Source organism: Ruegeria lacuscaerulensis (genome assembly GCF_013034745.1).
Taxonomy (GTDB): Bacteria; Pseudomonadota; Alphaproteobacteria; order Rhodobacterales; family Rhodobacteraceae; genus Ruegeria; species Ruegeria lacuscaerulensis_B.
Genome location: NZ_WQGP01000001.1, coordinates 1 through 12397, shown reverse-complemented (window position 1 = coordinate 12397; position 12397 = coordinate 1). Strand labels below are relative to the sequence as shown.

11 protein-coding genes and 1 tRNA gene are annotated in these 12397 nt (G+C 53.5%); 5 read left to right on the top strand and 7 right to left on the bottom strand.

Features of this window, described 5'->3' with window-relative positions:
• Positions 1 to 91: 91 nt before the first annotated feature.
• Entirely contained in the window at positions 92 to 571 is a 480-nt protein-coding gene (locus tag GOV79_RS00060) for an SH3 domain-containing protein (RefSeq protein WP_237217912.1), read from the top strand.
• A gap of 2 nt (positions 572 to 573) precedes the next feature.
• Here GOV79_RS00060 and GOV79_RS00055 read toward each other — a convergent pair whose 3' ends face one another.
• Positions 574 to 1482 carry a haloalkane dehalogenase gene (locus GOV79_RS00055; RefSeq protein WP_170788133.1) on the bottom strand — a complete coding sequence of 303 codons (909 nt, stop codon included), beginning with the start codon at positions 1480 to 1482 and terminating at the stop codon, positions 574 to 576.
• Positions 1483 to 1784: 302 nt separating this feature from the next.
• On the opposite strand from GOV79_RS00055, the gene GOV79_RS00050 reads away from it, so the two are divergent.
• Positions 1785 to 1859: transfer RNA gene (locus tag GOV79_RS00050), tRNA-Gln, on the top strand.
• A gap of 298 nt (positions 1860 to 2157) precedes the next feature.
• Here GOV79_RS00050 and GOV79_RS00045 read toward each other — a convergent pair.
• Entirely contained in the window at positions 2158 to 3084 is a 927-nt protein-coding gene (locus GOV79_RS00045; RefSeq protein WP_170788132.1) for a hypothetical protein, read from the bottom strand.
• A gap of 785 nt (positions 3085 to 3869) precedes the next feature.
• Here GOV79_RS00045 and GOV79_RS00040 point away from each other — a divergent pair.
• Positions 3870 to 4580, top strand: a complete 711-nt coding sequence (locus GOV79_RS00040) for a DUF6994 family protein (RefSeq protein ID WP_170560510.1) — start codon at positions 3870 to 3872, stop codon at positions 4578 to 4580.
• Positions 4581 to 4765: 185 nt separating this feature from the next.
• On the opposite strand, the gene GOV79_RS00035 is transcribed toward GOV79_RS00040, so the two are convergent.
• From GOV79_RS00035 to GOV79_RS00015, 5 genes are all read right to left on the bottom strand, one after another.
• On the bottom strand, positions 4766 to 5683 hold the full coding sequence (locus GOV79_RS00035) for a TerB family tellurite resistance protein (RefSeq protein ID WP_170560508.1): 918 nt from the start codon (positions 5681 to 5683) through the stop codon (positions 4766 to 4768).
• Positions 5683 to 6165, bottom strand: coding sequence for a hypothetical protein (locus tag GOV79_RS00030; RefSeq protein WP_170560500.1), 483 nt, complete (start codon positions 6163 to 6165; stop codon positions 5683 to 5685). The genes GOV79_RS00035 and GOV79_RS00030 overlap by 1 nt, the downstream gene beginning before the upstream one ends.
• A 314-nt stretch (positions 6166 to 6479) precedes the next feature.
• Positions 6480 to 7799: a DUF6538 domain-containing protein gene (locus tag GOV79_RS00025; RefSeq protein WP_170560496.1), complete on the bottom strand. Its 1320-nt coding sequence runs from the start codon at positions 7797 to 7799 to the stop codon at positions 6480 to 6482.
• Between the two features lie 36 nt (positions 7800 to 7835).
• Complete coding sequence (locus GOV79_RS00020) at positions 7836 to 8027, bottom strand: hypothetical protein (protein ID WP_170560494.1); 192 nt, start codon at positions 8025 to 8027, stop codon at positions 7836 to 7838.
• Positions 8020 to 8187, bottom strand: coding sequence for a hypothetical protein (locus tag GOV79_RS00015; RefSeq protein ID WP_170668168.1), 168 nt, complete (start codon positions 8185 to 8187; stop codon positions 8020 to 8022). The genes GOV79_RS00020 and GOV79_RS00015 overlap by 8 nt, the downstream gene beginning before the upstream one ends.
• Positions 8188 to 8769: 582 nt before the next feature.
• On the opposite strand from GOV79_RS00015, the gene GOV79_RS00010 reads away from it, so the two are divergent.
• Positions 8770 to 10494 (top strand): PGN_0703 family putative restriction endonuclease, encoded by a 1725-nt coding sequence (locus tag GOV79_RS00010; protein ID WP_170608613.1) that lies wholly within the window; start codon positions 8770 to 8772, stop codon positions 10492 to 10494.
• 661 nt (positions 10495 to 11155) lie between these two features.
• Positions 11156 to 12082 carry a hypothetical protein gene (locus tag GOV79_RS00005; protein WP_170788132.1) on the top strand — a complete coding sequence of 309 codons (927 nt, stop codon included), beginning with the start codon at positions 11156 to 11158 and terminating at the stop codon, positions 12080 to 12082.
• Positions 12083 to 12397: the final 315 nt, after the last annotated feature.

Sequence of the window (12397 nt, the reverse complement as noted above, 5' to 3'; positions counted from 1 at the left end):
ACCAAGCTTTTTTCGCAACAAGATCAACAGGCACAAGAGCAGGCAGTCCGTGAGAGGTTTTCTACCCCAAAAGCGCCGTTTAGCGTCGGTGTTGAGCGTTTTTCTGATCTGGACCGGAGGTCTGGCCGCCAGCGCGCAGGACAAGCGCGGTCCGGTCACGAATCTGCCGCTGCCACGCTATGTCTCGATGAAGGCGGCCGAGGGCAATGTGCGGCGCGGGCCCTCCCTGACTCATCGAATCGACTGGGTGTTCAAGCGGCGCGGCATGCCGCTGCAAATCACCGCCGAATATGGCAACTGGCGCAGGGTCCAGGACCGTGACGGCGCTGGAGGCTGGGTGCACTACGCCCTGTTGTCCGGTGCGCGCACCGTTCTGATCGAAACGGATATGTTGCCGGTCTATGCCAACCCCAGTTCCAGCGCTCAGATCAGCGCGCAATTCGAATCCGGCGTAGTTGCGCGCCTGGGCAGCTGCACATTGGACTGGTGCCATGTCTCGGCCGGAGGACACCGTGGCTGGACGCAGAAATCCAACCTCTGGGGCGTCGACCCCGAAGAAGTTCGGGAATAGCGTCAGGACGTTCGGGCGATGAAATCGCAGGTCAGATCGACCAGTTCCGCCCCGACATCTTCCTGCAGAAAATGACCGGCGTCCGGCAGGATTGTGTGGGGCTGCCCCTTGGCCCCCGGACAGAGCCGCTGAAACACCGTATCTATCCCAGCCATGACCTTGTCATCCGCCCCAAAAGCCGTCAACACCGGGGTCTGCAAAGTGCGGATAAGAGCCCAGGCTTTTCTGTTTGGCTCAGCCTCAGGATCGTCCTGCGACGCTGGCACCAACATCGGGAACTGCCGCGCCCCGGCCTTATAGCTTTCGTCCGGGAATGGCGCGTCATAGGCGGCAATCGTGTCGTCTGACATCGGCTTTTGCGTACCGCCCTTCAAGATCCCCCCCGCCGGGAACACGGGAACCTCCTGGCTGAATCTACGCCAGTTTTCGAATGCCTCTCCCATCGGCTGATCGCCGGTAGGCAGGGCCGTGTTGGCAACCACGATACGGGCAAAGCGGTCCGGCATCTCGGCCCAAAGGCGCAATCCGATCAACCCGCCCCAATCCTGACAGACCAGAGTGATATTCGTCAGATCCACCCCGCGCAGCCAGTCCCCCATCCACGACACGTGGCGAGCATAGGTGTAATCCGAGCGCTCGGTCGGTTTGTCAGACCGACCAAACCCGACCAAATCCGGCGCAACCGCCCGATGTCCGCGCGCGACAAAGCCTTTGATCATGTGACGATAGAGGAAAGACCAGCTTGGTTCGCCATGCATCATCAGAACAGGGTTGGCGTCCGCTGGACCTTCGTCCACATGGTGGACCCGAAGTTCTCCGCCTTCGGTATCATCGACCATCGAATAATGCGGTTCGAAATCGTAACCTTCCAGAGATTGGAACAGCTCGTCCGGCGTGCGTAGAAACTTCATTTCCGGTCTATCCTTTTGCAATTTCACTGGCCTGGCCGAGTGCCAGTCTTCACGATCCCGGCGCGCCAATACCCCCTGGGAAACTTACCGCAAAATCGTACCGACGACATCTACTTGAAACAAGCAACCTGCGCCGCCGACGTTTTCTTGGCAAACCGCGAAATGACCGACACGGAAAAGCAACTCAAAGCTATGTTTCCAACGGTTGCATATCTTGGCAAACTTTTTTCTGACTGCGTTCATATTTTTGCGGGAAAGGGCTTGAACCCCCCAAACAACAATCGTAGATAGCGCCTCACCGTTGGGGTGTAGCCAAGTGGTAAGGCAGCGGTTTTTGGTACCGTGTATCGTAGGTTCGAATCCTACCACCCCAGCCAGTTCATCAGAACATGGAACGAGACTAGGAACTTGGGGTTAAACCCTCCGAGAAATGCCCCCGTTTATGCCCCAGTTGTTTCGGGTGCTACGGGCGCCGAGGGTGGGCCCTCAGAGATCGTTGAAGGCCCATGCCACAGGTCATAGCAGGTCGTAATCGACCCCGTTCGCCCAGAAGTCCCAGTCGTCGCGCTTGTTATCCGCCGCCGACCCCTCAATCAGACGAATCCGCAAATCCTCGGATGCACGTAAGTTTCCAATTGCGCTCTGAACGCTCGAGACGATGTCAATCCAAACATATCATTCGGCGCACCTCAGTCTTGTCCAACTTGATTCACCCCAATCAGCTTCCGCAGATCTAAGAAATAGAGGCAATTCCACGGCAAAATCATACAGCGTTGACTGAAGAGACGTTGTCATGGGCTGACCGTTGTTTTCTGCTAACTCAAACAAGTTACCAGCGAAATTCGTATATCTGAGCGAAATACACTCCGGCTGCAGGACACCCTTAGGTTCGGCGGTCAAAAGCGTCTGAACAATAAAGTCCAAATTTCCAGAACCTGCACCAGAGTCGGCCGGCACTAGGTTAAACGAGGTGCGAATAACAAGATTGGAAGTTTGTGCACCTTGTGGGCAGCTTGATCTGCTTGAACTGGTTGTGAAACACGGCGGCACGCCATCGAAAAGTCCAGTACTCAAAGAGTTGGAAAGTGTCGCTTCGAATGCTCGTTCAAACTTTGATGGTTGGTATGCCCGGTTCAGTGTATCTAATGCACGTACAATTTCCTCACGCGATCGCGACGTTCCACTCGCGGCACCATAGATTCCTCCTGCAGTGGCAAACACAGGAACTAATGCGACACCGAGAGCCAGTCCGAATGGGTCTGCTGAGGAAAGCCCCGCCTCCAAAGCACCTCCGGCGCCTGCGCCAATACCAGAAACAGCACCTTCGCCTCGCGTATAAGCGGTGCTACGGACATCTCCGTCTACGATCCGCACGGACAAGTTTATCGTTGAACGCGATGCTAAATTGGCAGTGTTTATGTCAGGAAGGGAGGGCGCGCACGCAGAGAGAAGCGAGCAAGTAGCTACGCATAGCGCTTTAAGTCTTTTTCTGTCGCTTCTCTTCATCTCAACTGGTGTATCGATTTGCAAGTTTCCGTGGGCCTCATAGGCAGCAGACAACGGTCCAATTTCACCAATGCGGAGCATTGAAACTTCAGCCATCCCTTCCTTTTTGCAGAACTCCGAAAGTGCTTAAATATATCTCAAAATCAGAATGTAACTTTTGATTTGCATCAAGAGGAAGTGCATAATTGAACTCATTCGGAGTAAATTCTCCAGCGCTCGCGGGATGGAGTGCACCGTATGCGCCCGGATAGTCTGATTGAGGGGTCAGCGGCGGATAACAAGCGCGACGACTGGGACTTCTGGGCGAACGGGGTCGATCGCGACCTGCTATGACATGTGGCATGGGCCTTCAACGACCTCTGGGGGCCCACCCTCAACACCCGTAACACCTGAAACCACTGGGGCATAAACGGGGGCATTTCTCGGAGGGTTTAGCCCCAAGCGCCTGCTGTCGTTCCATGTTCTGATAATCTGGCTGGGGTGGTAGGAATCCTTGCCCACCGATGATTGTTATCGGCTTTTCCAACCGGTGACCTGAAGTGGGGCGGTTTCGGGGGCATTTCGAGGGTGAGCACGGGGTATTCTGACCGCTAGAGAGGTCGTTGGCGGGTGCCAACAGGCGCGACTAGACCGCTAGATCGACCGTCCACTGGCGCTGACGACGTCCGTAAGATGGAACCGCTGTCGAGTCGTTCCGGGTGCTGAAGACTGGTCGCTGGTGCTGGCGGGTGGTGTGGGTTAGTACCGTTCCCACTTGGACCGACCGAGGGATTGATGCGTCCGGCAACAGAGGCAGCCTCCCATCTATGCTGTCTTTTTCAATATGCGGTGGCTAAGCTTTTCATCCGAGACGGAGCAGCGCAAACTAAGGGAAAACTACTTTGCTAGAAACTTTGGACACATCTTTCGATTTCTACGAAGACACACCAACTGGAAAAGACCCGGATGCATTCAGTCCTACGCTTCGCCGATATCACAAGTTACTATGGAGCAAACAGCTTCCAAATCAGACTATGTTTGAATTAACTGACAGTACTCCAAACGTTTATTTGCATCATAAATCCCAATTGGGAGAGTTTTTTCTGGCTAGCGATGCAATCACACATACTTATAGCAGGACTAAAAGGACATCTGGAATCGTCGGCAAAATGGACCGCGAAGAAGTGAAATCATTTTTCAAAACCTGCAGTACGATCGGCGCTTACATTGTGTTTCCCGGAAATAAGGTTAATGGGAAATTGACAATCAATGGTGCGCGCGGCCTAAACGGAAAAATCGGTGATAGATTTGACCTGACCTTGGAGTGTATCCGGCTTCACTACTTGCAAGGTGAAAGCCCACTTTCAGAAACACTGAAACGCTACTCGGGTTTTTTTGATTTATTTGGAAACTTTAGAGGCTACGTAAAATTCTTTTTGCTCGAAGACTTGGTTTCCGAGTGCTTCGAGAAAGTCAAATTCCACCTTCCCTTTGATGATTTTACATCTTCACCCTATCCCAGTGATTTAGGGGAGTACAATTTCTATAAAAAAAATGTCTTAGCGTTCGTGACAGCGCGAAATAGACGGATTGAAGGGGCCATTTCCACGTAACGTCAGAGTTCAACTTGCATCCACGCCGTAGGCATCGGCTCCCCCTTTATGAGTGCCGACAGGTTCTGAAGAAACCGCTAGTGGACCGTCCACTGGTGCTGACAGGATCGCCAACGGCTGGCTCCGGGTGCTGACGGGTGGGTGGATTGGTGTTGGCGGTCTGGGGGGGGGGCTTGGTGGCTGTTTTATTCCTCCGTCCCAATATCTGACTCGATCTCTTCACCCTCGCTGCTTGTTCGCCTCAAAGGGTTCAGCCTTGCGACTTGCGACGGCACTGAGCCAATGACACTGCCGACTGATGCCGCTGCCGAACCAATGGCGTTACCCACTGGTGCAACGGTTCTTGATACGGAAAACTTGCCTTCTTCAGCAAACACCTTGGAAATCCGCTCCAAAGCCATTTCTTCGCGCTCATCAAGAATGCCATCCGCCTCGGCCACAGTTTGCAGGAAGGTCATAATGTCCGAATACATATGGTCGAAGCTGCAATCTGGGTTATCTCTCGTGAAAGCACCAAGAGTTTGCGCCGTGGCTTTGATGTTATATTCATCCAGTCGAAGTTTCACGAACTCGAAACCACGCTCGGCAAATTGCTCAGAATAGCCCCACTCTTCAACGAAATAGCGCCTAATGGCTGCTTCTTCTGTTTCTTCGACTTTTCCGTCAACTTGGGCAACCTTCATCGCAAGAGGAGCCAATAAGTCGAAAATTCCTAACCCCAAGACGTCCAGTGGTGTGTTGATGAATGTGGGAATTACGGTCGTCTTACTGTTGTCAGACTTCAGATAACGGGTAATTCCGAGCCACGCGCCACCAGATATAACGCTAGCCGCAGCGATCCAACCGACAGGAGTGGCCGCAGTCGCAGTTCCGATTCCTATAGCAGCGAGCAAACTTGGAGCAGCAAAGAATTTCTGAGCGATCATAGCAGAGCTAGCAACTTGCGCCCCTGTCGCCGCAACGCCAGCAACGTCCCAAGCTTCAAATAGTGCCTTTTTTACTCGTACGGACGTATAGGCGTTCTCACCAATGCCCAGCTTAGCCTTGAACCGCAGATCGTCGTGAACGACATCATCGACACCGTCAAACCAACCGTGTTCCATTAGCTAACCACCGATTTGAGAGCGTCAAACTCAGCCAAAGACGACATAACCCGCCGTTCGAGTGCTTTGTCTGAAATATCCATGACTGCGCCTGCGGACATCCCAAACAGAATTAAGATGGGAGTAACGATTGGACCAAGCACCCATCCAATCACCGGAATGGAACTAATAAGTGTCCCTGCTATCGCCCCGAACACCACACCAAAGGTTGTGTTTGGATAGGTCTTAATAACTTCAAGAACCGTCTCAAGAATCTTTTGGCCGATCTTGATAACCGTCTCCCCCACGCGGATTACCTTCGTTGCGACTTGGAACAGAAGTGCCTTTGCATCAGCCGATATTGCTAAATTGTCGATCTTTGCCTTCAGTTCTCCAGACGATAAGCCCAATGATGCCATTGACTGAAGTTCTTCGGATGAAACATCAGATATTTCCTGAGTGACTGCCTCGCCAGTATCGTCCGCTATCCCGCTAACCTTCATCGTAAACCTCTAAACTCAACTACGTAACCAGCTATAATATCGGTATTTTCCATCGCATTCTCGCCGCGTAATTTCGAAGCGGCAAGAAAAAAATATCAAAGTGATCCCCCCGGCAACCCGCTAAGGGCCGCCGAGGGTTAGGTGTCAGGGTGGTCTTCGGTTAACGACATAGTCAGCCAGCCACTGCCAGTAGGCTTCAGCGTCACGGAACCCTTGAGCCCGAGCCGCCAGATCTTCCGCTGCCTTGCGGGAGCAACCGCCATCGTATTCAGCGATAGCAGCCCGTTCCTCAAACGCATCAATGTCCGGGAAGGTCATGAGGCGACCGTCCCTAGCGGGAGTCTGATTTGGTCAACGATCGACCGGCGTTGCTCGTCACTGATGCCAGCCGAGTAGATGCCGTAGGTGATCCCGTTCTCCGACCGTGCCGATTGGTGACCGACCAGAGATGCTGTGAAGTGCTCAGGGACACCCGTTCGCTCGCACTGGGTGATGAACCACTTACGGGTCGAGTGGAACACCAGTCCCGGTCGTTCCAGTCCCAACCGTCGTCTCAGTCTCGCAAATCCCTTGGTGACGTGCGCCACGGTCAGGTCAGGGAACAGAGGGCCAGAAGCAGGCAGTTGACGGAACGTCTCGTCCAGCACCGGGTGAACCGGAACCAGTCTCTCCGCCGCGCCCGTCTTCAGCAGTCTCAATTCGTTTGGTTGAACATGAACGAAGCAACCGAGGTTGCCCTTGGTCACGAGGTCTTCCCGAAGCAGCCCAACCGCTTCCCCCGCTCGCATTCCTGATAGCAGGCAAGTCAGCAGAACCGGATGCAGGTCTGGGTCTTTGGCTCCCAGCAAGCGCACCACCTCATCGTCAGTCGCGACAGCATAAGGCGCTGGGCGCACCTTTCGATCGAAGAGAACAGTCCGGAAAGGATTGACCTCCAGATACCCCTCGTAGACCACCCAGTCGAGGAAGTGATTGACCTGTGACCAGATACGTCGCTGAGTTCTGGCAGTTATCGTCACAGACCCTCGTGACGAGTACGCGACCAGTTGGTCCAGAGTCAGCCCACGCGTCCGCTCTGACTTGCCGATCATTGGGGAGAGTTGGGCAATTGCCGTCAGGAAGTCTCGTCCGCCTGCTCGGTCCAGGCTGCAAACCGACTGGTCACCAAATCGGCTGGAGAATAACCCGACAGAGTATCGGACCGATTTGAACCCGCTGGGTCGTAGTTCGTTACTGCGCTTGTTCAGATAGGCCCGGCTCAGGTCACGAACCGGCACTTTAACCGGCGCTGATGGCCTGATGAACTTAGACCGCTGCAGATTGCATCCAGAGTCCTCCAGAGTGGCCCGGAGACGGACGAGAGACGACTCCGGCTGGTCAACCCAATCAGGAGCATCAGCGTTGGTCTCCGGTGCAGAGAGAGTCTCCTCTGCTTGAGACCGAACCTGTTCCACCAACGTCTCGAACCGGGCGTTGACTTCAGCGGCTCGGACGCGGGCAGTGTTACGGTCACTGGTCTTGAGGCTCTGCTTCAGCGCCTGAGCGCCCAGCGCGAGAGCCACGTCGACGGGATAGTTACGTCTGAACAACCACGTATGGCCCTTCAGATAAGCATAGCGAATGTGAGCAGACATAGGTCTCCTCCTTTTCTGTTTTGATTTTTTGGGGTGTTAGTCGTTAGGGACGATCCGCAGGATCATCTCACGTGCTGGTTCGCCGTATTCACCAGCCAGTGGACCGGTGACAGCAAAGCCGGTCACGCAGTCTTCGAAAACCTCTTCCACGCGGAAGTGATGCTCAGGGACGTCATCGAAGGCGCGGACGACCACGACGTCACCGGGGTTCAGTTCCAGTTCAGTCATCGTCGGACCTCCACGTCCAGAGAACCACCAGCAGAACCAGCGCCGAAACAGCGGGATGGGACCGCGCAACCACCCAGAGCATCGTCGTCAGGACAGCCTTGGGCGGTGGGTGCAAAAGAAAACCCCCGACGAGAACGCCGAGGGCAGATAGGTACTTCATAGATCAAACTCCTGCAGTTGCTTCTTTATTTAGATGCAGGAGGTTCCTCGGTTTTCTGGGGGGCAGGAGTGAGTAATGCCCGCTGGCTTGTATGCGCCCGACACCTGCGTTAGCCTGAGTCTCCCAAGGCGAATACTGGGTGAGGCCAGAGCAGGTCCATTGCACAGGGTTGAGTTGTCAACGATTTCGCGGGGTATGAAAATGGCCGATACTGAATGCAACTATCAACGGATAGTCTCGGTTGAGGAAGTCAGGTGTGCTCTTGAAGAGGCGCAGTGCCAGCAATGTGGCATCACCACCAAAGAGTTAATGTGGCGCGGGGAGTTGCTCGAGATCTGCGGTGAGGAACTTTGCTCCGACATCTCAACGGGCAAGAAAACTTTCATCGCGATTGCACTATGCCCAAGCTGTCATGCACGGGCTCATCAGGACGCCGAGAACAAGCATAACCCCTGCCAGATAAAGGCTCGGTGGAGTCGAGAGGGCCTAGCGTAGTAAATTGCGAGGTACGGCCCGAATTGATCTCTCGGATGGACCTCTGCCAGACATGACAAGTCATACTTCGCTGATTAATAAAGTTACATGACATTTGATCTATTGTTTGCCCGCCGCTGGCCAAAATCTTCATTAACGAAAGACGTCGCGCGAATTGACGTAGCTTCGTATTGCCAAGCCTATCAATGCCTTAAGGAAGAAGCTCCGAAACGTCCAACTGGTCGCCCCTATTTAGGAGGGAGAAGTGGCTATCCTACGACTGAAGGGAAGACGAACCGCAGGGAAGAGCATTTTGCGATTGCGATGGTTAACGCACAGGAGGGCTGGGATTTACCAGACGGGACTCGATTTGAGCTGCTTGATTATCAAGTTCCGCTAAAGGCGACACGTGCAGATCGTGAAATCGGAAAGATCGATATGTTCGGCCTGACGGAACATGGCCGAGCTGTACTAGTTGAACTCAAGGTGATTGGGCACTCGGGTGGCCCTAGTGATCCGCCCCCTGTCGCTCTGCTGGAAGGGTTACGATATGCCGCCATCGTTGAGGCCAATCTTCCGAGAATTGCGAAGGAAATTCGTGACACCTTTGGTCGTGAGATGGTCTTGGAGCGGCCTGATATCGTGGTCCTAGGAGAAGCAGATTGGTGGTCGCGATGGCTTACATCTGACAGAGCCTTTAAGTCTGTTCTCGAAGAAAAGTCGCAAGAAATCTCAAATGTCCTTGGCCTTAGTATAATCTTCGCATCCTTGCCGAACGCAAAAGTCCAATATGGCCAGCGAAGCAGAGCACCAAGATTAATCGGGCTATCCCAAATTGAGTACCAGAACTCGTTGCCCAAAAGTGCTTTGCAAAAATCAAGTGAAATGGGGGCGGAACCAAAAAAACACGAAGCGCTGCTGCAAGGGGTTTGGTGGAATTATGCCAAATCGTTCTCCAAGGGCGACCTCGACGGGCAATCGGCACCGGGAAGGCCGCCAGTCGTCTCCGTTTCAAAACCTTATCTCAATCTCATGCTGCCATCCGACGAAAGAATGGCCTCGGAGATTGAAGCTGAAATTGCAGCAACGGATCGCCATAGGCATTTTCGATCTTTCAGAAGCTCGCAGGCGATGGCTCAAAGTGTTTTTGGAGCCTTCAAAGCCGCAGGCCAGTTGGAATTACTGTCCCAAATTCCGGCCCAATGTGGGCGTTCAGCTTTTGGAAACGTTTCTCAAGAAACTGCGCTGTCCATGGAAGTCGACGTTCAAACGCTTAATGAGCCTCGACCAACGCAATTGGATGTCTGCCTAGAAAGGGACGATTACCGGGTAGCCGTTGAATGCAAGTTTAGCGAATCCGAGTTCGGAATTTGCTCGCGCGTCAAGCCGCAAAAGTCCGAGACGCCTTTGTGCGATGGGACCTATACTCGTCAGCAAAACAGGCAAACGCGCTGCGCTTTAACGGAAGTTGGCGTTTCTTATTGGGATCACATACCTGACTTATTTGATTGGAGCGACAAGCAGGATCTGTCTCCCTGCCCACTTTTACCAACTTATCAGATCGTCCGGAACGTACTCGCTGCAGTCACCAATATTGACGGAAATGTGGATCCTTCAAATGGACACGCCGTCTTCGTATATGATGGCCGAAATCCTAGGTACAAAGTTGGCGGAGCTGCGGACGTTCAAATTAGACAAGCTGCTTCCGCGTGCCGGGTACCTGGTCTTATTCGTCGCGTGACATGGCAGGAAATTGTTCGAATTTGTTTGGACTCAGAAAGCTTGATTTGGTTAGCGGAAGTAATGGAAGAAAAGCACGGGATATTTCCCTAGCCCACACAATATCAACCCCACCAAAGCCCCCGCCAGCACCAGCGACCAGTCTTCAGCACCCGGAACGACTCGACAGCGGTTCCATCTTACGGACGTCGTCAGCGCCAGTGGACGGTCGATCTAGCGGTCTAGTCGCGCCTGTTGGCACCCGCCAACGACCTCTCTAGCGGTCAGAATACCCCGTGCTTACCCTCCAAATGCCCCCGCAACCGCCCCACTTCAGGTCACCGGTTGAAAAAGCCGATAACAATCATCGGTGGGCAAGGATTCCTACCACCCCAGCCAGATTATCAGAACATGGAACGACAGCAGGCGCTTGGGGCTAAACCCTCCGAGAAATGCCCCCGTTTATGCCCCAGTGGTTTCAGGTGTTACGGGTGTTGAGGGTGGGCCCCCAGAGGTCGTTGAAGGCCCATGCCACATGTCATAGCAGGTCGCGATCGACCCCGTTCGCCCAGAAGTCCCAGTCGTCGCGCTTGTTATCCGCCGCTGACCCCTCAATCAGACTATCCGGGCGCATACGGTGCACTCCATCCCGCGAGCGCTGGAGAATTTACTCCGAATGAGTTCAATTATGCACTTCCTCTTGATGCAAATCAAAAGTTACATTCTGATTTTGAGATATATTTAAGCACTTTCGGAGTTCTGCAAAAAGGAAGGGATGGCTGAAGTTTCAATGCTCCGCATTGGTGAAATTGGACCGTTGTCTGCTGCCTATGAGGCCCACGGAAACTTGCAAATCGATACACCAGTTGAGATGAAGAGAAGCGACAGAAAAAGACTTAAAGCGCTATGCGTAGCTACTTGCTCGCTTCTCTCTGCGTGCGCGCCCTCCCTTCCTGACATAAACACTGCCAATTTAGCATCGCGTTCAACGATAAACTTGTCCGTGCGGATCGTAGACGGAGATGTCCGTAGCACCGCTTATACGCGAGGCGAAGGTGCTGTTTCTGGTATTGGCGCAGGCGCCGGAGGTGCTTTGGAGGCGGGGCTTTCCTCAGCAGACCCATTCGGACTGGCTCTCGGTGTCGCATTAGTTCCTGTGTTTGCCACTGCAGGAGGAATCTATGGTGCCGCGAGTGGAACGTCGCGATCGCGTGAGGAAATTGTACGTGCATTAGATACACTGAACCGGGCATACCAACCATCAAAGTTTGAACGAGCATTCGAAGCGACACTTTCCAACTCTTTGAGTACTGGACTTTTCGATGGCGTGCCGCCGTGTTTCACAACCAGTTCAAGCAGATCAAGCTGCCCACAAGGTGCACAAACTTCCAATCTTGTTATTCGCACCTCGTTTAACCTAGTGCCGGCCGACTCTGGTGCAGGTTCTGGAAATTTGGACTTTATTGTTCAGACGCTTTTGACCGCCGAACCTAAGGGTGTCCTGCAGCCGGAGTGTATTTCGCTCAGATATACGAATTTCGCTGGTAACTTGTTTGAGTTAGCAGAAAACAACGGTCAGCCCATGACAACGTCTCTTCAGTCAACGCTGTATGATTTTGCCGTGGAATTGCCTCTATTTCTTAGATCTGCGGAAGCTGATTGGGGTGAATCAAGTTGGACAAGACTGAGGTGCGCCGAATGATATGTTTGGATTGACATCGTCTCGAGCGTTCAGAGCGCAATTGGAAACTTACGTGCATCCGAGGATTTGCGGATTCGTCTGATTGAGGGGTCGGCGGCGGATAACAAGCGCGACGACTGGGACTTCTGGGCGAACGGGGTCGATTACGACCTGCTATGACCTGTGGCATGGGCCTTCAACGATCTCTGAGGGCCCACCCTCGGCGCCCGTAGCACCCGAAACAACTGGGGCATAAACGGGGGCATTTCTCGGAGGGTTTAACCCCAAGTTCCTAGTCTCGTTCCATGTTCTGATGAACTGGCTGGGGTGGTAGGA

Coding starts and splice junctions, on each gene's coding strand:
- GOV79_RS00055 (WP_170788133.1), bottom strand. CDS start 1,482: ATGAAGTTTCTACGCACGCCGGACGAGCTGTTCCAATCTCTGGAAGGT.
- GOV79_RS00045 (WP_170788132.1), bottom strand. CDS start 3,084: ATGGCTGAAGTTTCAATGCTCCGCATTGGTGAAATTGGACCGTTGTCT.
- GOV79_RS00035 (WP_170560508.1), bottom strand. CDS start 5,683: ATGGAACACGGTTGGTTTGACGGTGTCGATGATGTCGTTCACGACGAT.
- GOV79_RS00030 (WP_170560500.1), bottom strand. CDS start 6,165: ATGAAGGTTAGCGGGATAGCGGACGATACTGGCGAGGCAGTCACTCAG.
- GOV79_RS00025 (WP_170560496.1), bottom strand. CDS start 7,799: ATGTCTGCTCACATTCGCTATGCTTATCTGAAGGGCCATACGTGGTTG.
- GOV79_RS00020 (WP_170560494.1), bottom strand. CDS start 8,027: ATGACTGAACTGGAACTGAACCCCGGTGACGTCGTGGTCGTCCGCGCC.
- GOV79_RS00015 (WP_170668168.1), bottom strand. CDS start 8,187: ATGAAGTACCTATCTGCCCTCGGCGTTCTCGTCGGGGGTTTTCTTTTG.
- GOV79_RS00010 (WP_170608613.1), top strand. CDS start 8,770: ATGACATTTGATCTATTGTTTGCCCGCCGCTGGCCAAAATCTTCATTA.
- GOV79_RS00005 (WP_170788132.1), top strand. CDS start 11,156: ATGGCTGAAGTTTCAATGCTCCGCATTGGTGAAATTGGACCGTTGTCT.